Raw genomic sequence first — 23,771 nt, forward strand, 5'->3', positions numbered from 1 at the left:
GGCGGTCGACGTGGCTGCGGGACGGCGTACTACGCCCTCGAGCGGGTCCGCCCGCAGGCCGCGCGGATGTCTGCGGGGATGCCGGTGCGGACTCGGACCAGAGGGGTGGGCGACGCTCCCGGCCGTCGTAGCCGATCGCGACCGTGGCATCCGGGTCCCCGGAAAGCGGACGGACTTCCTCCGGCATGCTCTCGGCCGTGCCGGCGAGTGCGTCGGTGACCGGACGAGGCCGTGACACCACGGATCACGCGTCCCCGCCCCCCGGGTACGCAGGTTGGGGAAGAGTGTGTCGGACGGGGTCCGGGCCGCCGCGCACGCGCGGCTGAAGCGACCGCGGGGAGTCGTCACCGGGTGGGGGGGGCGGAAGAGCCGAACTCCGTCGGGCCCGCCCTCGCGGGCGAGAAGCCGCCGTCACCCTGCGGGCGAGCTCCTGGGCAGGGTTCACCGACCGACGGGACGGCGGGACCTGCTGGGCCCGGACCACACCGACATCCAGAGCAGGAATACCCCCTGGGGTATCGCTGTTAGGGTAGGTACCGAATACCCCCCGGGGTACGTCGTTCCAGTGGAGGAGTCGCAGTCGTGTTCTTCGTCGACACCCTTGAGTTCGAGGGTCTGGGCAACCGCAGCTACCTGGCCGGCGGGGCCGCTGCCGCGGTGGTCATCGATCCGCCGCGCGACATCGACCAGGTGATCGCCGCCGCCGCCGGGCGCGGGGTGCGCATCGCGTACGTGGCGGAGACCCACGTGCACAACGACTACGTCACCGGTGGCCTGGAACTGGCCCGCGTCACCGGCGCTTCCTATCTGGTGCCGGCCGCGGCGCATGTGTCCTTCGCCCGCACCCCGGTCGCCGACGGCGACACCGTGCACGTGGACGCGGGTCTGGTCCTGCGTGCGATCGCCACTCCCGGGCACACCCCGCACCACACCTCCTACGTCCTGGAGCGGGACGGGCGCGGCGTGGCGGCGTTCACCGGCGGATCGCTGCTGATCGGCACGGTGGGCCGCCCCGACCTGGTGGAGCCTCGGCTGACCGAGCAACTGGCCCGGGCCCAGCACGCTTCCGCCCACCGCCTGGCCGACGAGCTGGACGACGAGGTGCCGGTGCTGCCCACCCACGGGTTCGGCAGCTTCTGTTCCTCTGCCCAGGCCGAGGGGGACGCGACCACGATCGGCAGGGAACGCACCAGCAACGACGCGCTCACCCTGGACGTGGACACCTTCGTCCAGCGGATGCTCGCCGGGCTGGAGGACGTGCCCGCCTACTACGCGCAGATGGGCCCGGCCAACGCCGCCGGCCCCGCCCCCGTCGACCTCACCCCGCCGAGGCGTGCGGACGCGGACGAGATCTCCTCCCGGCTGGCCGCGGGCGAGTGGGTGGTGGACCTGCGCAGCCGCAGGGCCTTCGCCGAGGGGCACGTGTCCGGCTCGTTCAACTTCGAGGGCGAGGGCAAGCTCGCCACCTACCTGGCCTGGCTGATCCCGTGGGGCAAGCCCGTCACCCTGCTCGCCGACACCCCGGAGCAGATCGGCGCCGCGCAGCGGGAGCTGGCGCGGGTGGGCATCGACCGCCCGGCCGCCGCCGCCACCGGCGAACCGACCGGCTGGGTCCGTGAGGGCGAGCCGCTTGCTTCCTTCCCGCGTGCCCGCTTCGCCGACCTCGCCCAGGTGCGCGAGCGCGGAGACGAGGTGCTCGTCCTGGACGTGCGCCGGGACTCGGAGCGCGTAGGCGGCTACATCGACGGCTCGCTCCACATCCCGATCCACGAGCTGCACGGCCGTATCGGCGAGGTACCGGACGGGACGGTGTGGGTGCACTGCGCGGGCGGGATGCGCGCCGCGATCGCCGCCTCCCTGCTCGACGCCGCCGGCCGCGACGTGGTCGCCGTCGACGACGGCTTCGACGCCGCGACGGATGCCGGGCTGCCCCTGGCCTCCGGCTGATCCCGGCCGTTGTCCCCGCAAGGAAGGAAGCGTGTGATGTTCCTCTTTCGCCGAAACGGGCCCCGTGTCACGGTCGACGAGGCACGCAGCCGTACCAGCGGCGAGTGGCCTGACGCGGTCCTGCTGGACGTCCGGGAGAAGCTCGAGTGGAATACGGGCCACGCCCCGGGCGCCGTCCACGTACCGCTGAGCAAACTGATCGCCGGCGCCATCCTGCCCGCCGAGGCGCAGGGCCGTCCGCTGGTGGTGATCTGCCGCAGTGGACACCGCTCCCAGCAGGCGGCGAAACTCCTCGCCGAGCGCGGAGCGCAGGCGGTGGACGTCGAGGGCGGCATGAACGCGTGGGCCGCCGCCGGGCATCCGATCGTCGACGAACGCGGGAACAGCGGCCGGACAACGTGACCGTACTTGTTCTCGCCCTCCTCGCCGGGGCCCTCGTCGGTCTCGCCCTCGGCGCCCTCGGCGGCGGTGGCAGCGTCCTTGCCGTACCGGCACTGATCTACCTGCTCGGCTTCACTCCGGCAGCCGCCACCACCGCCAGCCTGATCATCGTCACTGCCACCTCCGCGACCGCCCTGTACGCTCACACCCGCGACGGGAACGTGGCATGGAAGACAGGGGCGCTGTTCGCAGCGGCGGGCATCGTCCCCGCCTTCCTCGCCGGCGCTGTCGCCGGGCGCCTGCCCGAAGCGGTACTGACGGCGGCGTTCGCGGTCATCGCCGCGCTGGCGGCCCTGCGCATGCTGCGTCCGTCCGCGTCCGAGCCGCCGGACCGGATCCGTCCCGCCAAGGCGGCCGGGGCCGGTGCCGGACTCGGCGCCGTAACCGGCTTTCTGGGGGTCGGCGGGGGATTCCTCGCCGTGCCCGCCCAGGTGAGCGTCCTGGGACTGGCCATGCGCCGGGCGGTCGGCACCAGCCTGCTCGTCATCACAGTGAACTCACTCGCCGCGCTCGCCGCTCGCACCGGCAGCACCGAACGGCTCCACTGGGAGATCATCGGCCCCTTCACCGGAGCCGCGATCCTCGGCGCCTGGGACGGCAAACGCCTCGCGACGAAGATCTCCGGCACCACCCTTCAGAAGATCTTCGCCGGTGTCCTGCTGGCAGTGGCTGCCGTCATGCTCGTCGACGTCTTCGTCTGAACACGAGGGCCGCCACCGGCTCGGACGAGGGACCGGGAGGGTCCCTCCAGCCGGCGCGCATCTCAGGACCGCCTTCAGCCTGGCTTCCCGTCAGATCAAGCTCCACCACACTCCGACACACAAGGACGGCATCTGCCATGACCACACCCACGGCCCTCGCCACCGACGAGGCGCTCACCCGCCTGCACGAACTGACCATCATCGACGTGCGTACCCCGGGCGAATACGCCGGCGGTCACCTCCCCGGCGCGCTCAACATCCCCCTCGACCGGATCCAGCGCGCGCTGCCCGACATCCGGCACGCCGCCGAACGCGGCGACCTCCTGTTCGTCTGCGCCTCGGGCGCCCGCTCCGAGAACGCCGGCAGGATCCTCGCGGAGAACGGCGTCACCGCCGCCACCCTGTCAGGAGGAACCGGCGCCTGGGCGGCCGACGGCCACGAGCTCCACCGCCCCCAGGGCGCCTCCCGTGCCACCTGGGGAATGGAGCGTCAGGTGAGGCTCACCGCGGGAGTGATCGTGCTGCTCGGCCTGCTGCTCGGGTACGTCGTCCACCCCGCCTTCCAGCTCCTCTCCGCCGGCATCGCGGGCGGTCTGGTCTTCTCCGCCCTGACCAACACCTGCGGCATGGCCGCCGTGCTCGCCAAGCTGCCCCACAACCGTCCCCGTGCCGCCGACCTCGACAACACGCTCGCAGCACTGCGCAACCGCTGAGCCAAAGCGGAAATGGGGGGATGCGTCCCCGCCACGTCCTCTCCCGGCTCTTCGCCCGGTTCGTGATGGCGATGGGCACCTTCGTCCTGATCCAGCAGGCCCCCGCCCAGGTGGCGGTCCCGATCCCGGCGGTCATCGAACCCCCGCTGCCCCGGCGCGCCGAAGCGTGCGCCGGGGCAGCGGGGGTTCGTGCGGTCCGGGGAATGGACCGCCCCGTTCCGATGTTGTTTACCCCTGGGGGTATCAGAGTCACTGATCCGCAGAAATGGAAGGACCGCCCATGAGCACCGTGGCACTCACCGCCGCCGACTTCGAGACCACCGTCACCGGCAACGACATCGTCCTTGTCGACTTCTGGGCCTCCTGGTGCGGACCGTGCCGGATGTTCGCCCCCGTCTACGAGAAGGCCTCCGAGACCCACTCCGACATCGTCTTCGGCAAGGTCGACACCGAGGCCGAGCAGGCCCTGGCCGCCGCAGCGGACATCACGTCGATCCCCACCCTGATGGTTTTCCGCGAAGGCATCCTGGTCTTCTCCCGGCCCGGCGCACTGCCGCCGCAGGCGCTGGACCAGTTGATCACCACTGTCCGCGGGCTCGACATGGCGGAGGTCCGCTCCTCCCTCGCAGCCCAGAGCCCCGGCCGGTGACCGCGCCCGGTCCCGGCCCGGCCCCCGTGAAAGGAAGTACCCATGGTCCAGCTCCCCGCCGACCGGGTGCGGTCGGCCGCCAACCGGCTCAAGCGCGCACAGGGCCAGCTCGCCGGCGTCGTACGCATGCTGGAGGAAGGGCGTGACTGCGAGGAGGTCGTGACCCAGCTCGCCGCGGTCAACCGCGCGCTGGACCGGGCCGGCTTCGCCATCGTCGCCAGCGGTCTCAAGGAGTGTCTGAGCCAGGAGGGAGGCGCCGACAGCCTCGACACCCGGAAGATGGAGAAACTCTTCCTCTCCCTCTCCTGAGCCTGCGGTCGCGGTGGGTCAGGCGGTGGACAGGGCGGCGAGGGCGGCGTCGAGGCGGGCGGTGGCCTCCTCGGCGACGGGCCCGAGGGTGTCGAGGTCCGTGAGGGTGAGCATGGTGCCCGGGTCCAGGGCCTGGACCAGTGTGTGGTCACCGTCGCGGCGCACGACGACGTTGCACGGCAGGAGCAGGCCGATGGAGCGGTCGGCCTCCAGGGCCCGGCGGGCGAGGGGCGGATTGCAGGCGCCGAGGATCAGGTAGTCCTCCATGTCGTGGTCGAGCTTGGCCTTCAGAGTGGCCGTTACGTCGATTTCGGTGAGGACGCCGAATCCCTGGTCGGCCAGGGCCCGGCGGACGGCGGTGACGGCGGCGTCGAAGTCGGTGGTGGCCAGGCGGACGGTGCGGTCGTAGGACACGGTGTGCTGCTCCTTCGGTGCGAATGCCTGGTGCCTTGATACCCCGGCGGGCACCCGTCGGGGCGGACGCGATGCCGGACGGGTCTTCTGGGACGGGACGGGCGCGGGGTCGCCGCGTTCGCCGGTCCTGCCGGCCGTGGCCGCCATCATGCTCGTCGGCGCGTCGAGGTGAGCCGGTGCTCAGGCCAGCGACAGGAACAGCTTCTCCAGACGGGCGCGCATCCGGTCCCGGTCACCGGCCATCTGTCCCTCCTCGGCCATGCAGTGCTGCAGCCCCGTCGCGATGATCGCGAAGCCGGCCCGGTCCAGCGCCCGGGAGACCGCCGCGAGCTGGGTGATCACGTCCTCGCAGTCCCGCCCCTCCTCGATCATCCTGATGATCCCCGCGATCTGGCCCTGCGCCCGTCGCAGCCGGTTGAGCACGCTCTTCAGCTCGTCGGCCGCCATGTCCAGTTCCACGCTTCCTCCTTCATTGATACCCCTTGGGGTATTCTAATCCGTTCGGTGTTCCTCCCGGACGAGATCCCGCCCGGGCCGGCGACTGCTCGAGAACCCACGCCGCGAGCGCGCGATGACCGCCGCGTGCCGCCCGTGCCCCGGCGCTCCCTCGCCGTGGTCCGGCCTGAACAGCGTGCCGGCGCCGACGTGAGCCCGAACGGCTCTGCGGAGAGGGGACGTTCGGACCGCGGAACGGGCCCGCCGGCCCCTCCGGACGGCGCCCCCGGACGCGGGACATTGACAGCGCAACGACAACCGCGAAGACCCCAGGAGCAGCACCCTCGAAGGGGATGACCATCATGGCAGTGCACGACCACCCGCACCGTTACCCGGGACTCCGCTCGCCCTTCCGGCACAGGTCCGGGGCGGCGGCGCCGGCGGCCGGCACCGAGGCCGCGACCGCGACGAGCGCGTACGTCTTCGCCGGGCTGCGGCTGCTCACCGGGTTCGTCTTCCTGTGGGCGTTCCTGGACAAGACCTTCGGTCTCGGCTACGCCACCGGGTCGGGCAAGGGCTGGATCGACGGCGGCTCGCCCACCGAGGGGTTCCTCGGCGGCGTGGCGGTCGGGCCGATGGAGTCGGCGTTCCACGCGTGGGCCGGGGCGGCCTGGGCGGACTGGCTGTTCATGCTGGGGCTGCTCGGCATCGGCGTCGCGCTGATCGCGGGTGTGGCACTGCGGCTCGCCGCGGTCGCCGGCACGGTGATGATGGCGCTCATGTGGATCGCGGAATGGCCGCCCGCCCAACATCTGTCCGACGGCTCGCCCAGCATGTCGACGAACCCGTTCGCCGACTACCACCTCGTCTACGCCGTCGTGCTCATCGCCCTCGCGGCCGCCGGCGCCGGAGCCACCTGGGGACTCGGGAAGGTGTGGGCTCGCCTGCCCTTCGTCGGCCGCAACCCCTGGCTCCGCTGACCCCGCGACACCGCCACCGCCCCGGGTGCCACCGTGACGACACGGTGGCACCCGGGGCGCTGTCGGCCAGGATCAGGACCAGGACGAGGTCGAGGTCGAGCCGCGGCCGGACTCCTCGTCCTCGCCGGCCCACCGGGGCTCCGGCGACCAGGACGGGGAGGTGACCGGCGGAGCACGGCGTCACCTCCGCCTCGTCCGCGGCGACGACGTGGGACCCGGCGAGATCGGCCTGGTCGGCGATCCGGAGCGGGCCGAGGAGCGGCTGCGGTTCCTCGCCGCCGTGCTCCAGATGTGGCGCACCCAGTACTCGGACGTCGATGTCCTCGAGACGGTGGTGGAGGGAAGGCCCTCCGGCGCCCCGCTGAAAGCGGCGTCCGGCGCGGAACTGCTGGTCGTCGGACACCGGCTGACCGCCCCAGGATCGTGCGTGCCGGCCCGGTGACCCATGCCGTGCTCCGGCGCGGCGTGCCCCGTGGCCGTCGTACCCCACTGCTGACAGGGCAGCGGGACGGCCGGCTAACGGCGGGCGCGCCGGTGGGCGACGAGCAGGCCGAGGGCCAGGCCGACGAGGAGCGTGACCGTGAGGACGCTCCACAGAGGAAGCGTGACGTCCGACACCCACAGCCTGATGGTGACCGACTTCGTGTTCGCGGCAATGAACCAGATGGCCAGGCCGGCGAGCAGCAGGAAGCCGAGGGTGCGCACTCTGACGTTCCGCCCCTTGACGGTCACGGTCGCCGGACCGTACGCGTCGTGTGCGGTGTTCCGGCTCATACAGCCCATTGTCGGGCCGCCGGCCCGAGTCGGCGACCCGGGAATCCGCGCCCCTGCGCCCGGCGCCCGTCCGCCCGCGGAGCACCGACCCGCGGACGGAAGCGCCGGATCCCGCGCGGGTCGTGGCACCGGCCCCGAAGAGCCCCGGAGCCGAGCGGCGTGCCGCACGGTCCGGTACGGCTCCGGCAACACCACGGGGCACCGCGCCGGCTACCCCGCGGTTCTCGGTTCCGCCCAGACCGTCCGCCCCGTCCGCCCCGGTGTGCGGGTCACCGCCCAGTCGTCGCCGAGGGTGTCGACCAGGAGGAGGCCGCGGCCGCTCTGGTCGTCGGGGCCGGGGCGGCGGAGCATGGGGAGGCCCGGGCCTCGGGCCTCGTCCTCGACCTCGATGCGGACGCGGTCGGCCGACAGCCGCAGCCGGCAGACGATCCGGTCGCCCGCCGCGTGGGTGAGGGCGTTGGTGACGAGTTCCGACGTCACGATGACAGCGTTGTCACACACGTCGTCGGCGACGCCCCGCGCGATGAGCAGCTCACGCACAGCGGCACGGGCGGCACGGACCGAGGCGGGGGTCGCCGGGAGGTCGAACGTACGGAGCCCGGAGGCGAGACGGCCGGGGGCCGCCGGCTCACCTCCGGGCGGTCTGGGGGAGGAGGGCCCGGGTCCGGCATGACGCAACGGCCTGGGTAAGGGTGGCCTCGCCATCTCCGTGGGCCTTTCGTCACGCTGTACACCGGGGGGTCCGTCACGCACCGGCCGGGGGTCGACCGGCCGCTCCCGCGCGGCCCATCGGCGGGCCGGGGACGGTGCGCACACTCTGGCACCCGCCAACGGCCGCTCGCAACAGGCGAGTTGAAAATTTCAGCTCGCTCCGTGCATGCTGCTGCCGTCCACCGGGACAGTGCGCCTCGAACATCCGATGTGAGGAGGCGGGGCATGACCGCGGAGAACGACTGGGGCGGTGCCCCCTCCGTCCTGCGCATGATCCTCGGCCGGCAGCTCGAGGAGTTACGGACCCGGGCCGGCCTCACCTACGAGGAGGCCGGAACGGCCATCGGGGTCAGCCACTCCACGATCCGCCGGATGGAGGCCGCCAAGGTCGCCCGGCTCCGGCTCGCCGACACCGAGAAGCTGCTCCACGTCTACGGCGTGACGGACCGTCAGGAGATCGACACCTTCCTGAAGTCGGCCCGCGAGGCCAACAAGCGCGGCTGGTGGCACACATACCGGGATGTGATGCCGGACTGGTTCGCCGCCTATCTGAGCCTGGAACAGGCGGCCTGGCAGATCCGCGCCTACGAGAGCCAGTTCGTGCACGGACTGCTGCAGACCGAGGCCTACGCCCGCGCCCTGCTGGCCGCCGGCAACCCGCACGCCGGCCCCGAGGCCACCGAGCGACGGATCGCCCTGCGGTCGCGCAGACAGGAACTGCTCGGGCGGGAGACTCCGCCGACGGTGTGGGTGGTGATGGACGAGACCGTGCTGCGCCGACCGGTCGGCGGCCCGGACGTGATGCGCGCCCAGATCGGCCACCTCATCGAACTCCAGCGCCTGCCACAGGTGACGCTGCAGATCATGCCGTTCGCGAGCGGCCCCCACCCGGCCCTGCGCGCCGGTTCGTTCCAGCTCTTCCGCTTCCGGGCGCGTGAACTGCCCGATGTCGTCCACCTCGACGCACTGCTGGGCGCCGTCTATCTCGACAAGGCCGGCGACGTCGTCGTATACCGCGAGGCCCTGGACCGGGCCGGTGCCCAGGCGCCGCCCACGACCGCGACCGAGGCCGTTCTCGAACGGATTCGGGGGGACCTCTGACCGCCCCGTCCCCACCCACCGCCCACGACCTGTGAAGGAGACCCGAGGTGCCCGAGAACGGATGGCCGGCCGACCGGATCGACACCGAGAACGCGCACTCCGCGCGGATCTACGACTACATCCTCGGCGGCAAGGACTACTACCCGGCGGACCGGGAGGCCGGCGACGCCATGGCCCGGGAGTGGCCCGCCCTGCCCGTCCATATGCGCGCCAACCGGGACTGGATGAACCGGGCGGTGCGGTGGCTCGTCGAGGAGGCCGGGATGCGCCAGTTCCTCGACGTCGGCACCGGCATACCCACCTCCCCGAACCTGCACGAGATCGCCCAGTCGGTGGCGCCCGAGTCACGCGTGGTCTACGTCGACAACGACCCCATCGTCCTCACCCTCTCCCAGGGGCTGCTGGCCAGCACACCGGAGGGCAGGACGGCGTACATCGAGGCGGACTTCCGCGACCCGGCGACCATCCTGGCCGCCCCCGAACTGCGGGAGACCCTCGATCCTGACCGGCCGGTGGCGCTGACGGTCATCGCCATCGTCCACTTCGTCCTCGACGAGGACGACGCCGTCGGCATCGTCCGGCGCCTGCTGGAGCCCCTGCCCTCCGGCAGCCACCTCGCCATGACCATCGGCACCGCGGAGTTCGCGCCCGAGGAGGTGGGGCGGGTGGCCCGCGAGTACGCGGCCCGCGACATGCCGATGCGGCTGCGCACCATCGACGAGGCGCACGAGTTCTTCGAGGGCCTCGAACTCACCGCTCCGGGCATCGTCCAGGTCCACAAGTGGCATCCGGACGGCACCGGCGAACAGGGCATCCGCGACGAGGACATCGCGATGTACGGAGCGATCGCCCGCAAACCGTAGCGGCCCGCGTCCGCACCGGGCGTCGTAGGGCGAACACGGCCGTACGACGTCCGGTCCGCCGAGGCCGGCGGGAATCTCGCGCGCATACGTCATCATGCTGCTCATGAGCGACCCCGAACACCCCGCGCCCGCCGACGCCGCCGGCGGCAGGCTGGCGCACAGCAGAACGCCGATGGCCGGCCGCGACCCGGAGGAACCGGGCAGGACCGCCACCCCCCTCGAGCTGCTGTTCGACCTGACGTTCGTGGTGGCGGTGGGCACCGCGGCCTCCCACTTCGCCGAGATGTTCGCCGAGGACCACGCGCTCGAAGCCGTCGGCGCCTTCGTCCTGGCGATGTTCGCCATCAGCGTCGCCTGGATCAGCTTCAGCTGGTTCTCCTCCGCGTTCGCCACCGACGACTGGCACTACCGGGCCCTGACCATGGTGCAGATGGTCGGCGTGGTCGTCTTCTCCCTCGGCCTGCCCGCCATGTTCCACTCCATCGAGGAGGGCGAGCACCTGGAACTGCGCGCCATGGTGCTCGGGTACGTCGTGATCCGGATCGCCCTGGTGCTGCAGTGGTGGCGCGCGGCCCGTGAGTCGCCGCCCTTCCACGACGTGGGGATGCGGAACATCCGCTGGGTCGTCCTGGTCCAGCTCGGCTGGATCGCGATCGCGTTCACCCCTCTCACACTCGCGGTGGCGTTCGTCGCCTTCGCCGTACTGGGGGCCGTGGAGCTGCTGCTGCCGCTGCTCGCACAGGGCCGCTCCGGCGGCACGCCCTGGCATCCGCACCATGTCGCGGAACGGTACAGCCTGTTCGCGATCATCACGCTCGGCGAGGGAGTGGTCGGCACCGTGGCCTCGTCCGGTGACCTGCTCGGCGGTGAGACCGGAACGGACTGGAGCGCGAACGCGATCGCCGTCGTCGTCGCCGGCGTGGGGCTGACGTTCGGCATGTGGTGGGTGTACTTCACCACGCCGTTCGGCCCGATCCTGGCCCGCCGGCGCGGCCGGGGCTATCTCTTCGGCTACGGCCACATCCCGCTGTTCATGGGCATCGCGGGCGCCGGCGCGGGACTGCATGTGGCCGGCCTGTATCTGGAGCACCACGCGAGGATCGGCGGTGTGGCCGTGGTGCTGTCACTGGCCGTCCCGGTCGGGGTGTTCCTGCTGATGGTCTATCTGCTGCACACCCTGCTGCTGTCGGCGGGGGACCGGTTCCATCTGCTGCTGATCTCCCTCACCCTCGCGGTGCTGGTCGCGGCGGCGCTCCTCGCGGCAGCCGGGGTGGCGACGGCGGTGTGTCTGCTGGTGGTGATGCTCGCCCCGTTCGTCACCGTGGTCGGCTACGAGACGGTCGGCCACCGTCACCAGCGGAGGATGCTGCGCGACCTCGGTGCCGGGTGAGGCGGCGGTTCACAGCCAGCCGCGCCGGGCCGCCTGCCAGGCGAGCTGCATCCGGGTCGTCGCTCCGGCCAGTTCCATCATGCGCTGGATGCGCCGCTGCACGGTGCGCCGGCTGAGCCCCATCTGACTGGCGACCGCCTTGTCCGTCACCCCTGCCACCAGCAGGGCCAGCAGACGCCGGTCGGTGGCGGTGAGGGAGTCGGCCGGGCCGGCGCCGTCGGTGCCCGCCACCGAGCCGGTGTCGTCCACGACCAGCGGCACGGCGTCCTCCCAGTACCGCTCGAAGAGCGCGATCAGGGCCGCCAGCAGATTGCTGTCGCGCACCAGCGCGGACGTGGGCTCGTCCGGGCTGCCGTGCGGACCGCCCGGCACCAGCGGGCAGACGGCGATCGCCCGGTCCGCCACCGCGAGCCGCAGCGGCAGATGCGGCACGGCTCGCGCCAGCTCCCCGGCCCGCACGCCCTCGACAACGTTATCGACGGCGCCCTCGTCGTCGAAGAAGGCCTTCTCGTACAGCACCCGGTAGCGCACGCCCCGTTCCAGTGCCTCGTACTCGGCCCGGTTGCTGCCGGACGGCATCGCCACGTACTGCGCCTTGCAGAACCACAGCATCTCGTCGCGCGCGCCGTCCTGGATCTGCCGCAGATGCTGGCGCAGCGCCTCGGCGCCCGTGATGACCTCGATGAGCTGGCCCGCGTCGCCCCGGCGCATCGTCTCGCGGTAGCTCTCCACCAGTCCGGCCGCTTCCGCCCTCGCCAGGTCGAGGGCGTCGGCACGGCGCTTGAGCCGGGGCAGCAGCGCCACGTCGGGAGGGGTGGCGCGGTAGTGGCGGGGCAGCCCGTCGTTCTGGCTGATCATGCCCTTCGCGGCCAGGGCGTCCAGCAGTCGCTGCGCATGGCCGCCCGGCAGCCCGGCCCGGTCGGCCACCTCCCGTACCGTCGCCCGGCCCATGGTCACCAGCAGCCGGTAGACGGTCTCCTCGGGCCCGGTGACCCCGGCGGCCTCCAGCGTCATGGCGCCCTCCCGGTATACAACGACATGCAGCGCTTCAACCGTCGAATACCGTATAGCACCGTGTGAACGGCGGTGGGAACGGACGTCGCCGCCCGCTCCCACCGCCGTCCTGCCCGGCTCGTCAGCCGCGGTGCAGATACGCCCGCGTCACGGTCTGCCGGACCGAGTTGCCGGCCGAGTCCGCGGCGGTGACCCGGAGGGTCACGGGAGTGTCACCCCGCACGGCCGCCGGCCTTCTGACCTCGGCCGAGAAGGTGTTCGGGCCCTTGGCCCGGACCGGGACCCGGGTGAAGTGCCGGCCGTCGTCGTAGGACACCTCCACCACCGTGCGCACCCCGCGCGGCGCGCCGAGCCCGTCCTGATTGCGGACCTTCAGCCCCAGCGTGTACGCGCGGCCGGGCCCGACGGCGTTGTGCGCGTCGGCCGGCACGTCGTAGTCGACCTGGAGCAGTGGCAGCCGGGCCTCCTCCCCGGACGGGCCCGAGCGGAACGTCCAGGAGGTGTCGGTGGCCGTGGCGTAGTCCCACTCGGCGGACTCGCGGGAGGTCGTCAGGCGCAGCCGGTAGTCCGCCGCACCGGACGGCACCTCGACGTCCCGCCAGGCGTCCGCCAGGCCGTTGATCTTCTCGCCGTCACGGAAGAGTTCGGCGTTCGCCGTGTCCGCCGACGGCGCCCGTACGCCGATGCCTGTGCCGTCGCCGAGCAGCCGGGACCAGTGGCCGGCCGTGGAGTCGGTGAACTCCGGTATACGCAGCCGCAGTACGTCCCCGTCCCGCGTCGTGGCCGGCACCCCCGCGCGCGGAATGGAGGGCCGGACCAGCGCGCCCTGCCAGGTCTCGCGCACCCGCTCGCCGGCCCGGTAGGTGCGGGGCGTGTCCGCCAGTCCGCTGTTCAGCGGGCTGTCCACATCGCCGACGGTCTGGTGGAGCACCACGTGATCCCACTCGGTGGTACCCGAGCTGACGTACTCGGTGCGTGTGAACGCGGTCGGCACATGGCGGGTGTACTGCAGCCAGGCGAAGTCCTGGTACGGCCGGCGGGCGAACCGCTGCTCCGCCGCCCACTCCACCCCGCCGTTGTCCGCGTACACGGACCGTACGACGGCGCTGTTGCGCTCGGACACCGTGTGGACCACACGGTCCGGGATGCGCTGCTCGGACACCTGCATGACGTCGTACAGATAAGGGCTGCGGGCGGTGCCGCCGAAGGCGACGGTGGTGGCCCGCCGCTCGATCCGCTTCAGCAGGTCGGCGCCGGTGCGGGCACCGACCCGGACGACGGGCACCTGCCAGCGTTCGCCGTCGGGCGTCCAGCGGGTCCAGCCGTTGTCGTTGAAGTGGACGACCAGCACCGCGCGGGCGCCGGCCGCGGCGGCCCGCTCGGCCAGGTCCGGCCCGGCCACGCCCGCCTCGTCGGTCACCACGGCGAGCCTGCCGCGGGCGCGGCGGAAGTCCGGTGCGTCCGTGGTGCCGGCGGCTACGGCGCGCAGCCGTTCGCCCCGCTGGTCCAACAGCGGTGAGCGGGGCATGTAGTAGGCGCCGAGGTCCTCGGTGCCGTCGACCACGCCCGCTTCGAGCAGGGGCGCGACGAGCTGCCAGCGCGAGGCGAACTCGAAGGTCCCGTCCGTGACCTCGGCGGTGGGACTGATGTACAGGGCCTCGGCGAGGTCGAAGTACATCGTGCCGTCGATCCAGCCGTGGCCGTCGATCTGCCGGTACGTCTGATAGCTGAGAATGCCGCTCTGTTCGGCGGGCCGGGGCGTACGGATCTCGACCTTGACCGTCTTGCGCGGGTCGACGACGACGGTGGTGTCCTTGGTGACCTTGATCTCGGGCAGGACGACCTGGCGCAGCACCTCCTTGCCGTCGACGCGCTCGACGCCTCCTGAGGTCAGCTGGTAGGTGCCCTCCTCGACCTCGGCGACGGCGTTGTCGCGGTCCGTGTACTCCACGAAGCCGTTCGCGCCCCACACCATCGGCAGGGCGTGGATCCGCCGGCCGTCGTTGTCGTACGAGACGACCTTGAGCTGGTGCACGGGGCCGTTGACGATCAGGCTCAGCGTGGTGTGGACGGTGACCGAGCCGTCGGCGGAGGCGGCCGTCAGATGACCGTAGTAGTCACCGCGCTGCGCTCGGGCGGGATTCACGGTGAGCGGCACCTCGGCCGTGCCGCCGGCCGGGACGGTGACGTCCGTCCGGTCCGGGGCCGCCGCGCCGTCGGCGATCTGCCGTCCGCCGCTGGTGGCCAGCGCAGCCCGCAGCTCCAGGGTCACGTCCTCGGCGGAGGTGTTGGTGTAGCGCACGGTCCGCGTGACGGTGCCGGTGTCGTCGGCGCCGTACGTGCCGAGGGCGAGCGTGGCGGTGGCGACGACCGGCGTCCGGACGGCCGCCGCCACGTCCACGCGGCCGCCGCCCTGCTCGGTCACGAGCTGTCCGCCGACGGTGCGGGCGGTGCTGGTCAGCGCGTCCTTGAGGCGGCCCGCGGTCCAGTCCGGGTGCCGCTGGGCGAGCAGCGCCGCGGCACCCGCCACATGCGGTGTCGCCATCGACGTACCGGAGGCGGCGACATAGTGGGCGTCGACCACCTCGCCCATGGTGGTGCCCGCGGCGCGTGCGGCCACGATGCCCACACCGGGCGCCGTCACATCGGGCTTGACGGCCGCGTCACCGGGCCGGGGGCCACGGCTCGAGAAGTCGGCGAGGGAGTCGTCCCGGTCCACCGCGCCGACCGTGAGGGCGGCGTCCGCGGCGGCGGGGGAACCGATCGTGCCCCGGCCCGGGCCCGCGTTCCCGGAGGCGACCACGAACAGCGCGCCGGATTTTGCGGAGAGTTCGTTCAGGCTGACGCTCATCGGGTCGGTGCCGTCGCTCGGCGCGTCGGAGCCCAGCGACATGTTGACGACCTCGGCGCCCCGGGCGACGGCCCATTCCATGCCGTCGATCACCTGCGAGGCGGTGCCGAAGCCGTCGTCGCCGAGGACCTTGCCGATCAGCAGGTCCGCGCCGGGGGCCACGCCCTTGCGGCTGCCGCCGGAGGCCGCGCCCGAGCCGCCCACGATGGACGCGACGTGGGTGCCGTGCCCGAATACGTCGCCGGTGCCGGAGCTGCCGGAGAAGTCCTCCGCCTCGCTGACACGTCCGGCCAGATCGGGGTGGCCCGGGTCGGCGCCGGTGTCCAGGACGGCGACCTTCACGTCGTCGCCCTCGAAGCCGGCCTTCCAGACCTCGGGGGCACCGATCTGCGCGGTGCTGCGGTCCAGGGAGGCGCGCACCCGGCCGTCCAGCCACACCCGGGGGACGGTGGCCGCGCGGGAGGTGTCCCCGGCGGCCGGTGCGAGGCGCTTCCAGAACGCGCCGAGGTCCTTCGCCGGGACGCGTACTGCGTCGGCGTCGATCGTCTCCAGCCGGCGGGCCGCTGTGCCGTCGGCGGCGAGCGCGGTGAGCCGGCGGAGCGTGGCGTCGGGGACGGACGGACCGTCCCCGACGATCAGCGGCAGCGCGTCCGTGTGGGCCTCGTCGTACCGCTGCTCGAGCAGCCCGGTCACGTCGAACAGGCCCCGGTCCAGGCGCCCGGCGGTGACGAGTCCGGCGGCGTCGGACGGGAGGACCGTCAGCCGCCCGTCCTCCTCGATGGTGCGGAAGAGGATGTGCCTGCGGCCCTCTCCCGGCACCACCGAGGCGGTGCGGCGGCCGTCCGCGCCGGTGTGGACCGTGACCCGGTCGCCGGTGATCAGGCGCACGGTGGCGCCGGCCGGAGCGGGGGCCGGGCTCGTGGCGGGTCCGGGGGTCCCGCCCGGGTCCGCCGCGACAGGCGGCACGGCGCCGGCGGACAGGGCGAGCCCCGCCGCCACGGCCGCCGCGATGCGCATCCGTCTCATCAGTTTCTGTGCCTTCCGTCGTTCCCCGGCGCGCCGGTCCGTGTTCACGTGCCGTCCACGCGGCCGCGAAGTGCCGTTGGTGCAGCACAGATTCCGCCGCCGGAGCGGGCGCTGTCACCGGTTTCGCCGTGGCAGAGATGGGACATGTCGCAACGGCGACACCGGCTCTCCGGTACGGGGTGTGTGGGTCTCGTGAGGGTCCCCAAGTGACTACCGGGGCAGGCGGGTTAAAGCCACCGAACTGATAAGATCATCGAACTTTCAGTAGGCTGGCGGCGCGTCATGAACGCGTACGGGGGACAGTCTCTAAGGCCCCATCGCTGAGGAGTTGAGGCTTGGTCGGCCGTAGGCCCGTGCCGTTCGACGGCACGGACCCGTCCCATGTGTGCGCGGCCCGGTCCGGCTCCCGGCGCGATGCGACTTGAAGAGAGTCTCATGACGTCATTGATCAGGGATCCACTGCTGTGGATCCTGCTTGTGGTGCTCGTTGCTGCGGTGTTCGCCGTGCAGCGGGCACGGAGAACCAACCTGGCGCTCCGAAGAGCGAAGAACGACCTGGAGACCGGACTGGGCCACGCCCAGAGCCGGATCGACCAGCTCCAGGGACACATCTCCTCCCTGGACACCCAGCACCGCGGTGACCTCGCGAACGTGAGGGCGGACGCGGAGTCCTCGACCAAAGCCGTACTGAAGTCGGCGATGGGTACGCTCCAGTCGCTCTCCGAGGAGCAGCAACTGCTCCTCGACGGGCTGCTGAAGAAGTACGGCGACGACACCGAGGTGCTCGCCGACCTGATGTCGGTGGACCACACCGGAAGCCAGTTCGGCCGCCGGGCCAAGGGCATCTCGGTGCTGTGCGGCGGCTGGCTGGGCCGGCGCGAGGGAGTGGCGACCGTCTACGACGTGGCCCGCAGTGCGCAGGGCCGCATCAAGGACTTCAACCGGGTCAGTATCCACGCCCAGGCCAGTGTCGCCGTCACCAGCAAGGCCGTGGAACCGGTCGCGGTGGTGCTGGCGGAACTGCTGGACAACGCGACCACGTACAGCGCCCCGGGCACTCCGGTCGAGGTCAACATCCAGGCGGTGCCGACGGGTGTGTGCTTCATCGTCGACGACGCCGGTCTGGGCATGGACCAGGAGACCAAGGACCGGGCGGCGGCCCTGCTGTCCGCCGAGGGCGCGGTCGACATCACCGGCCTCGGTGACCCGCCCCGGTTCGGATTCGCGGTCTGCGGCATGCTCGCCACTCGGTACGGCTTCGCCGTCTCCGTGGGTTCCGTGTCCCCCTACGGCGGAGTGCGCGCAGTGATCCGAGTACCGGAAAGCCTCCTGGCGGCCGAGGCCGTCACTCCCGCCGAACCCGTCCAGGAGGAGCAGGGCCCGCAGAGCGCCCCGCAGCGGCTGGCGCCGGTCCCGGTCGGCCCCTCCCACGTGGTGGGCACGACGAACGGCGGGCTGCCCAAGCGCCGCAGGCGCCAGGGACCCATCTCGGTGGTGCCGGCCCCGGAGCCCGCCATGGACGAGCAGATGTCCGAGTCGGCCGGCGAGGTGACCGCGTCGCGCCTCGGGGCGTTCGCGCGCGGCACCCAGCTCGGACGGAACACGAACACCACGGAAGGACCTGACCACCAGTGAACACCGACCTGTCGTGGGTGCTGAACGACGTGCTCGAGGTGCGTGGAGCCCGCCACGCGGTCCTCGTCTCGGGTGACGGCCTGCTGCTGCAGCGTTCGGACGACATCTCACGCGACGACGCCGAGACCAACGCGGCCGCGATGAGCTCGATGCAGTCCCTCAGCCGGGCGGTCGCCGGCTTCGTGGGGGCCGGGCACGGCATCTGGAAGCAGACCCTGCTGGAGTACGACGGCGGCTGGATCTTCCTCATCGCCGCGGGGCAGGGCGCCTACCTCGCGGTGTCGGCGGCGCTGGACGTCGACATGGAGGCCGTGTCGTTCCGTATGCAGAAGACGGTGACGGCGCTGAGCAAGGCGATGAGCGTGGCGCCGCGCGACCACGGCGGCGGCGCATGACGACCCCCGGCGAGGAAGCACCCGTCACCAGTGACTTCGTCCGCTCCTACGTCATCACCGGCGGACGCAGCCTGCCGTCCTCGGAGGAACTGGCGCTGCACACCCTGGTCACCCTGGCTCCCGAGCGGACACCTCCGCTGGGGGCCGGCCCCGAGGTCCGGGCGATCTGGGAACTGTGCGCGGGCGGCTACCTTTCGGTCGCCGAGGTGGCGGGCCACCTCGGCCTGCCCGTCGGAGTGGCCCGGCTGCTGCTCACGGATTTAGCAGAGCAGGGGCACCTGCTGCGCAGGGCCGAACCGCCCCGGGCCCAGAACGTTGACAGAGCGACCCTCGAGAAGGTTCTGAATGGACTCCAATCCCTCATCGGCTGAGACGGCGCAGAAGTCCATCTACGTCTCCAGCGAGGTCACCAACGCCGCCAAGATCCTCGTCGTCGGGCATTTCGCCGTGGGCAAGACGACCTTCATCGGCTCGCTGTCGGAGATCACTCCGCTGCGCACCGAGGAGAAGATGACCCAGGCGTCCGTCCACATCGACGATCTGCGGGGGGTGGCCGACAAGACCACCACCACGGTCGCCCTGGACTTCGGCCGGCTCACCCTCAGCGACGACCTGGTGCTGTACCTGTTCGGCACCCCGGGCCAGCAGCGCTTCATGCAGCTGTGGGAGGACATGGCGCGCGGCGCCCTCGGGGCGCTGCTCCTGGTCGACCCGGCGCGGCTCGAGGAGACCTTCCCGGTCATCGACCTCATCGAGCGGTACGGCCTGGAGTACGCCATCGCCGTCAACTCCTTCGGCTCCTCCTCCACCTACGGCGAGGCGGAGGTGCGCGAGGCACTCGACCTGCTCCCGGACACCCCTGTCGTCTACTGCGACGCCCGCGACCAGCAGTCGTCGGCCAAGGCGCTGATCGCGCTGGTGAGACACCTGCTGGAGCGCGCGGCCTGACCGCCCCGCGCCCGCCCGGACCGGGAACCGCGGTTCCCGGATCACTAAGGAAGACTTCATGGATCCCCAGACCCCGTCCGCCGCCCCCGTCGGCAGATGCCCCATGCACGACGAAGCGTTCGCCGCCGACCCCCAGCAGGTCTACGACCGGCTGCGTGCCCACGCGCCGGCCGGTCCCGTCGAACTCGCCCCCGGTACCGACGCGACCCTGGTCGTCGGGCACGAGCTGGCGCTGCGCGTGCTGCAGAACACCGAACTGTTCGTCCGTGACGCCCGCCGCTGGAAGGCGCTGGGCGAGGGACAGATCGGCATGGACAACCCGGTGCTGCCGATGATGGCGTACCGGCCCAACTGCCTGTTCACCGACGGCGCGGTGCATCTGCGGCTGCGCAAGGCCGTGGTGGACAGCCTGTCCCGGCTCAGCACCGCGCGCATCCGGCGCGACGTCGAGCCGATCGCGGACTATCTCATCGACCAGTTCAGCGAGCGCGGCCGCGCGGATCTGCTGGGCGACTACGCCAAGCTGCTGCCGCTGCTGCTGTTCAACCGGCTGTTCGGCTGCCCCGCGGACATCGGCGACACCATCACCACCGCGCTGTCGGCGATCTTCGACGGCAAGGACGCGCTGCGCGCCAACGAGGAACTCACCGGCGCCCTCATGGAGTTGATCGCCCGCAAGCGGCGACAGCCGGGCGACGACGTCACCTCCTGGCTGATCCAGCACCCGGCGGGGCTGACCGACGAGGAACTCAAGGACCAGCTCGCGCTGTTGATGGGCGCCGGCATCGAACCCGAACGCAGCCTCATCGGCAGCGCCCTGGTGCTGCTGCTGTCCGGGGCGGGCGGCCGGCAGAGTGGCATGCGGATCGAGGAGGCCCTCGACGACGTGCTGTGGAACCAGACGCCGATCGCCAACTACGCCGCCCACTACCCGGTCCAGGACGTCGACCTGGGCGGCCATGTGGCGGAGGCCAACACCCCGGTCGTGATCTCCTTCGCGGGCGCCAACAGCGACCCCGCGCTCGCCGAGGCCCGCCGCGCCCACAGCAGGGGTGCCCACCTCGCCTGGGGGGCCGGGCCGCACGCCTGCCCCGCCAAGGATCCGGCCCAGGTCATCGCCACCACGGCGATCGAGCGGCTCCTCAACGCGCTGCCCGATCTCGCCCTGGCCGTGCCGGAGAAGGACCTCCAGTGGCGGCCCGGTCCCTTCCACCGGGCCCTGGTCTCCCTGCCGGCGACGTTCAGCCCCACACCGGCCACCCGGATGGCGGCCGCGCTCCAGGAGCGGGCCACGGCGCCGGGCGCGCAGCAGCAGCCGCTGCCGTCGTCAGCGTCCGCCCCCGCGCGGCAGGAATCGGCGCGGCGGAAGGGATTCTGGAGCAATTTCCTGGACATCTTCCGTGTCTGATGCACCGCATGTGACAGGAGCAACACACAGAGGCGCATGACGCGGGTAGGTGGAAGGGTAGGTTCCGGCGGTAGTGATCACAGTGCCCAGTAAAAGGAGCCCTGCGTGACCGCCGTTGGCGACATACGCGGTACCACCAACCACCGCCGAGCCGTCATCTCCCTTCTGCGTCAACTGCGTTCGCCCGAGGGGCAGGTCAACCCCCTGCCCGTGTGGGAGAAGTTGCGCGCCCTGGGGGACGTGGTGCCCTCCCCCTGGGGCGGCTACTTCGTCACGAGTTTCGAGGCATGCAGCCAGGTCCTGCGCAGCAGGGACTGGCTCGTGCCGGACTTCGCGTGGCAGGAGCGGCAGCCCGACCCGAGCCGCTGGCAGGAGCTCGCCACCCAGGAGTTGACCGGGACCCTGTCGCGGATCAACCCCCCGTCGCACACCTGTCAGAGACGGGCCCTGGGCAATCCCTTCGACCGTGCCACCCTGGAGGGCCTGCGGCCCCGGATCGCCACGCTGGCCTCGAGCCTGCTGGACGACCTGGAGGACCGGCTGCGCGCCGACGGGGAGGCCGACTTCGTCCGTACCGTCGCCGAACTGCTCCCGGTCCGCACGGTCTGTGAGTGGCTCTCCATCCCCGAGGAGCACTTCCCGCGCATCCTGCACTTCACCCACCGGCAGGCGTACGCCCAGGAGTTGTTCCCCAGCAAGGACGAGCTGGCGGAGGCGGGCCGGGCCACCCTGGAGATGCGGGAGTACTTCACCGAGCTGATCCGCGACCGGCGGGCCCGTCCTGGCAACGATGTCCTCACCGGCTGGATCCACCACTGGGACGCCCAGTACCCGGACGACCGGGCCGCCGCGGACCGGGTGATCTACCACCTCACGATGTTCATCACCATCGCCTCCCTGGAGACCAGCGCGGTCCTGCTGACCAACGCCGTACGGTTCGCCACGGAGGACCCCGCCCGGGCGCAATGGCTGCGCGCGAACCCGGAGCACATCGAGGACCTGGTCGAGGAAGCCATACGGTACGACCCCCCGGTATGGCTCAACTCCCATGTCGCCGCCGACGACATCGTCCTCGCCGGCACCCCCATGCCCAAGGACACCACCGTCCACATCCTCTACGGTTCAGCGGCCCACGACCCCCGGCGCAACCCCGATCCGCACGTCTTCGACGTCCTGCGCGGCGGCGGCCACATCACGTTCGGCAGCGGCGCCCACTACTGCCTCGGCGCGGCCCTCGCACGGACCGAGGCCCGGGAGCTCATCGCCCAGGTACTGGAACGCTTCCCCACCCTGCGGCCCACCGGACCCCCCTCCTACGACGTCTCCCGGCTCGTCTTCCGCCGCATCACCTCTCTGAAAGTAGCGACATGAGTGCCCCGTCCCTCGTCGGTCTCCCCGCCGACCGGATACTGAAGACCCTGCGCACCTACCGGCAGGGTCCTCTCCTCACCGTCGAGCTGAACGTCCCCGAAGAGGGGAACGCCGTCACCGACGCCATGCTGGACGACCTCCTCACCGTCCTCGACGACCACGACCCCGCGGTACGGGTCCTGGTGCTGGCCGCCGCCGGGGACGCGTTCTGCCTCGGCGGCGACCGCAGCGAGTTCCCCCGGCACCTCGCCGACGACCCGGCCGGCGGCGGCATCCGTGCCAACGGCACCAAGGCCCTGCGCGTGTGCGAGGCCCTCACCGCCCATCCCGCCGTCACCATCGCCCGGGTCCAGGGCCGGGCCGTCGGCGCCGGTGTCGGCCTCGCGCTCGCCTGCGATCTGCGCGTGGGCGCCGACACCGCCACCTTCCGGCTGCCGGAGCTCGCCCTCGGCGTGCCCCCCGCCTGGGGCGGGCTGCTCCCCCGGCTGATCAGCGAGGTGGGGGTCGCCCGGGTACGCGAACTGATCCTCACCGCACGGGTCTTCGACGCCCAGGAGGCCCACGGACTCGCGGTCCTCCAGCGGGTCGTGCCGCAGGAGGAACTCGACGACGCCGTCATGGCCTGGGCCAAGCCCGTTCTGCGCCGGTCTGCCGCCGCCCTGCGGGTCACCAAGGCCATGCTCAACTCGCTCACCGCCGCCACCCGGCTCGCCGACACCTCGGTGTTCGACCCCGAACTTTTGGCGGCGATCCTCACCCAGCAGCGGGCCGGCTGACCGCGGCAACCCGTTCGACGGGCGGACGGCTCAGGTCGACGTCCGCCCGCCGGGCGTCTCACGCGGGATGCCGGCGCGCTCCGTGTGCTGTGCGGTCTCCCGTGTGAGTGGCCGAGCCGTACGTCTGGCAGGGCGAGACGCTCGGCAAAGCCACGCTTCCCCGATGGTGTCATCTGACACCGTGCTCGAGACAGTGTGATGCTTGTCATCGAATGTTCAACAAGAAGTTTTGATACGCTGATCACAACGTTCCTGGCACCGTGTTGCACGATCCCCCGTGCACGGTGCCCGGAACGGGGCCGGCTCCGGGCCCGCCCTGATCCCCGTTCAGGCGGGCCCGGAGCCGCGGGAAGAGGATCAGGAACGCTTGGCGCGGTACAGGCCACGCCCGCTGCGCCGGATACGGGACGTTCCGACGAGCCGGTCGAGGGTGCTGCGGACCGCGTTGATGGTTCCGCTGTCGGTGTCCCGGCCGAGGGCCGCGGCCACGTCTCGGGCCCGTACGTCCGTGTCCCCCACGGTGGCGAAGTAGTCGAGGATCTGCTCGGTGAGCCGGCCGTACTTCTTCTGCCCTTCGGCGTCCGCGTCCGCGGCGGTGGAGGTGCGGCGGACCTGGGCCGGAGTCCTCGCCGTGACCTCCGGGGGCGCGTCCGCCCGGGGCGCAGGCGTCTGCCGCGGCTCCGGTGCCGGAGCGGCGTCCGCCGGACCGGCCGACGGGTCGCGCATCAGGACCTGGAGGGCGCTGAGCGCCCGCTGGACGGAGCCCAAGTGGGCCACGACGGCGGCGAGTTCCCTCTCCAGGGCCTGCTTCTGCGCCTCCAGGCGGTCGAGGTCCTCCTGAAGGCTTTCAGCGGTGACCTCGATGTTGTGCACCGCGCGGGTTCCGGAAACCATGTGTTCCTCTCATCCTCAACCTTCC

General features: G+C 71.9%; 25 protein-coding genes. 18 read left to right on the forward strand and 7 right to left on the reverse strand.

The window, feature by feature from the left end:
* Positions 1–582: 582 nt before the first annotated feature.
* The 6 genes from ACGFR9_RS08660 to ACGFR9_RS08685 all read left to right on the forward strand — a co-directional run bounded on the left by ACGFR9_RS08660 (position 583) and on the right by ACGFR9_RS08685 (position 4,760).
* Positions 583–1,947, forward strand: coding sequence for a rhodanese-like domain-containing protein (locus ACGFR9_RS08660; protein WP_393204291.1), 1,365 nt, complete (start codon positions 583–585; stop codon positions 1,945–1,947).
* A gap of 36 nt (positions 1,948–1,983) precedes the next feature.
* The gene (locus ACGFR9_RS08665) at positions 1,984–2,349 is read left to right on the forward strand and encodes a rhodanese-like domain-containing protein (RefSeq protein WP_393204294.1); all 366 of its coding nucleotides are present in this window, start codon (positions 1,984–1,986) and stop codon (positions 2,347–2,349) included.
* Positions 2,346–3,089 carry a sulfite exporter TauE/SafE family protein gene (locus tag ACGFR9_RS08670; RefSeq protein ID WP_393204297.1) on the forward strand — a complete coding sequence of 248 codons (744 nt, stop codon included), beginning with the start codon at positions 2,346–2,348 and terminating at the stop codon, positions 3,087–3,089. The genes ACGFR9_RS08665 and ACGFR9_RS08670 overlap by 4 nt, the downstream gene beginning before the upstream one ends.
* A gap of 137 nt (positions 3,090–3,226) precedes the next feature.
* Entirely contained in the window at positions 3,227–3,802 is a 576-nt protein-coding gene (locus ACGFR9_RS08675) for a rhodanese-like domain-containing protein (RefSeq protein ID WP_393204300.1), read from the forward strand.
* 280 nt (positions 3,803–4,082) lie between these two features.
* Positions 4,083–4,451, forward strand: coding sequence for a thioredoxin (trxA, locus tag ACGFR9_RS08680; RefSeq protein WP_393204303.1), 369 nt, complete (start codon positions 4,083–4,085; stop codon positions 4,449–4,451).
* A gap of 42 nt (positions 4,452–4,493) precedes the next feature.
* Positions 4,494–4,760, forward strand: a complete 267-nt coding sequence (locus ACGFR9_RS08685; protein WP_393204306.1) for a metal-sensitive transcriptional regulator — start codon at positions 4,494–4,496, stop codon at positions 4,758–4,760.
* Positions 4,761–4,778: 18 nt separating this feature from the next.
* Here ACGFR9_RS08685 and ACGFR9_RS08690 read toward each other — a convergent pair whose 3' ends face one another.
* Both ACGFR9_RS08690 and ACGFR9_RS08695 read right to left on the reverse strand, forming a co-directional pair.
* Entirely contained in the window at positions 4,779–5,174 is a 396-nt protein-coding gene (locus ACGFR9_RS08690; RefSeq protein ID WP_393204309.1) for a DUF302 domain-containing protein, read from the reverse strand.
* 180 nt (positions 5,175–5,354) lie between these two features.
* Entirely contained in the window at positions 5,355–5,633 is a 279-nt protein-coding gene (locus ACGFR9_RS08695; protein ID WP_393204312.1) for a metal-sensitive transcriptional regulator, read from the reverse strand.
* Between the two features lie 338 nt (positions 5,634–5,971).
* Here ACGFR9_RS08695 and ACGFR9_RS08700 point away from each other — a divergent pair, with 338 nt between their 5' ends.
* Together ACGFR9_RS08700 and ACGFR9_RS08705 are read left to right on the forward strand one after the other, a co-directional pair.
* Positions 5,972–6,589 (forward strand): hypothetical protein, encoded by a 618-nt coding sequence (locus ACGFR9_RS08700; protein ID WP_393205184.1) that lies wholly within the window; start codon positions 5,972–5,974, stop codon positions 6,587–6,589.
* Positions 6,590–6,749: 160 nt separating this feature from the next.
* On the forward strand, positions 6,750–7,031 hold the full coding sequence (locus ACGFR9_RS08705) for a hypothetical protein (RefSeq protein ID WP_393204315.1): 282 nt from the start codon (positions 6,750–6,752) through the stop codon (positions 7,029–7,031).
* A gap of 74 nt (positions 7,032–7,105) precedes the next feature.
* Here ACGFR9_RS08705 and ACGFR9_RS08710 read toward each other — a convergent pair whose 3' ends face one another.
* Positions 7,106–7,363, reverse strand: coding sequence for a lipopolysaccharide assembly protein LapA domain-containing protein (locus ACGFR9_RS08710; protein ID WP_393204318.1), 258 nt, complete (start codon positions 7,361–7,363; stop codon positions 7,106–7,108).
* A 210-nt stretch (positions 7,364–7,573) separates the two neighbouring features.
* On the reverse strand, positions 7,574–8,068 hold the full coding sequence (locus ACGFR9_RS08715; RefSeq protein WP_393204321.1) for an ATP-binding protein: 495 nt from the start codon (positions 8,066–8,068) through the stop codon (positions 7,574–7,576).
* Positions 8,069–8,299: 231 nt separating this feature from the next.
* Between ACGFR9_RS08715 and ACGFR9_RS08720 the strand changes: the two genes are divergently transcribed.
* The 3 genes from ACGFR9_RS08720 (at position 8,300) to ACGFR9_RS08730 (ending at position 11,428) form a co-directional block, all read left to right on the forward strand.
* The gene (locus ACGFR9_RS08720) at positions 8,300–9,175 is read left to right on the forward strand and encodes a helix-turn-helix domain-containing protein (protein WP_393204324.1); all 876 of its coding nucleotides are present in this window, start codon (positions 8,300–8,302) and stop codon (positions 9,173–9,175) included.
* 47 nt (positions 9,176–9,222) lie between these two features.
* Positions 9,223–10,038 (forward strand): SAM-dependent methyltransferase, encoded by an 816-nt coding sequence (locus ACGFR9_RS08725; RefSeq protein WP_393204326.1) that lies wholly within the window; start codon positions 9,223–9,225, stop codon positions 10,036–10,038.
* 172 nt (positions 10,039–10,210) lie between these two features.
* A complete protein-coding gene (locus tag ACGFR9_RS08730; protein WP_393205187.1) occupies positions 10,211–11,428 on the forward strand; it encodes a low temperature requirement protein A in 1,218 nt (405 codons plus the stop codon).
* A 9-nt stretch (positions 11,429–11,437) separates the two neighbouring features.
* Here the strand turns inward: ACGFR9_RS08730 and ACGFR9_RS08735 are convergent, their stop codons facing one another.
* A complete protein-coding gene (locus tag ACGFR9_RS08735; RefSeq protein ID WP_393204329.1) occupies positions 11,438–12,442 on the reverse strand; it encodes a helix-turn-helix domain-containing protein in 1,005 nt (334 codons plus the stop codon).
* 121 nt (positions 12,443–12,563) lie between these two features.
* The gene (locus ACGFR9_RS08740; protein ID WP_393204332.1) at positions 12,564–16,319 is read right to left on the reverse strand and encodes a S8 family serine peptidase; all 3,756 of its coding nucleotides are present in this window, start codon (positions 16,317–16,319) and stop codon (positions 12,564–12,566) included.
* Between the two features lie 435 nt (positions 16,320–16,754).
* On the opposite strand from ACGFR9_RS08740, the gene ACGFR9_RS08745 reads away from it, so the two are divergent.
* From ACGFR9_RS08745 to ACGFR9_RS08775, 7 genes are all read left to right on the forward strand, one after another.
* Positions 16,755–17,954, forward strand: a complete 1,200-nt coding sequence (locus ACGFR9_RS08745; protein ID WP_393204335.1) for an ATP-binding protein — start codon at positions 16,755–16,757, stop codon at positions 17,952–17,954.
* A complete protein-coding gene (locus tag ACGFR9_RS08750; RefSeq protein WP_030227184.1) occupies positions 17,951–18,349 on the forward strand; it encodes a roadblock/LC7 domain-containing protein in 399 nt (132 codons plus the stop codon). Before ACGFR9_RS08745 ends, ACGFR9_RS08750 begins: the two co-directional genes overlap by 4 nt.
* Entirely contained in the window at positions 18,346–18,720 is a 375-nt protein-coding gene (locus ACGFR9_RS08755; RefSeq protein WP_393204338.1) for a DUF742 domain-containing protein, read from the forward strand. Before ACGFR9_RS08750 ends, ACGFR9_RS08755 begins: the two co-directional genes overlap by 4 nt.
* Positions 18,695–19,297 (forward strand): ATP/GTP-binding protein, encoded by a 603-nt coding sequence (locus ACGFR9_RS08760; RefSeq protein ID WP_393204341.1) that lies wholly within the window; start codon positions 18,695–18,697, stop codon positions 19,295–19,297. Before ACGFR9_RS08755 ends, ACGFR9_RS08760 begins: the two co-directional genes overlap by 26 nt.
* A gap of 103 nt (positions 19,298–19,400) precedes the next feature.
* Complete coding sequence (locus ACGFR9_RS08765; protein ID WP_393205189.1) at positions 19,401–20,705, forward strand: cytochrome P450; 1,305 nt, start codon at positions 19,401–19,403, stop codon at positions 20,703–20,705.
* A gap of 105 nt (positions 20,706–20,810) precedes the next feature.
* Positions 20,811–22,076 carry a cytochrome P450 gene (locus ACGFR9_RS08770; RefSeq protein ID WP_393204344.1) on the forward strand — a complete coding sequence of 422 codons (1,266 nt, stop codon included), beginning with the start codon at positions 20,811–20,813 and terminating at the stop codon, positions 22,074–22,076.
* Positions 22,073–22,852: an enoyl-CoA hydratase/isomerase family protein gene (locus tag ACGFR9_RS08775; protein WP_393204347.1), complete on the forward strand. Its 780-nt coding sequence runs from the start codon at positions 22,073–22,075 to the stop codon at positions 22,850–22,852. The genes ACGFR9_RS08770 and ACGFR9_RS08775 overlap by 4 nt, the downstream gene beginning before the upstream one ends.
* 357 nt (positions 22,853–23,209) lie before the next feature.
* Here the strand turns inward: ACGFR9_RS08775 and ACGFR9_RS08780 are convergent, their stop codons facing one another.
* Positions 23,210–23,746 carry a hypothetical protein gene (locus ACGFR9_RS08780; RefSeq protein WP_393204350.1) on the reverse strand — a complete coding sequence of 179 codons (537 nt, stop codon included), beginning with the start codon at positions 23,744–23,746 and terminating at the stop codon, positions 23,210–23,212.
* Between the last annotated feature and the right edge of the window lie 25 nt (positions 23,747–23,771).

The organism is Streptomyces sp. NPDC048584, assembly GCF_043199595.1.
Lineage (GTDB): Bacteria > Actinomycetota > Actinomycetes > Streptomycetales > Streptomycetaceae > Streptomyces > Streptomyces edwardsiae.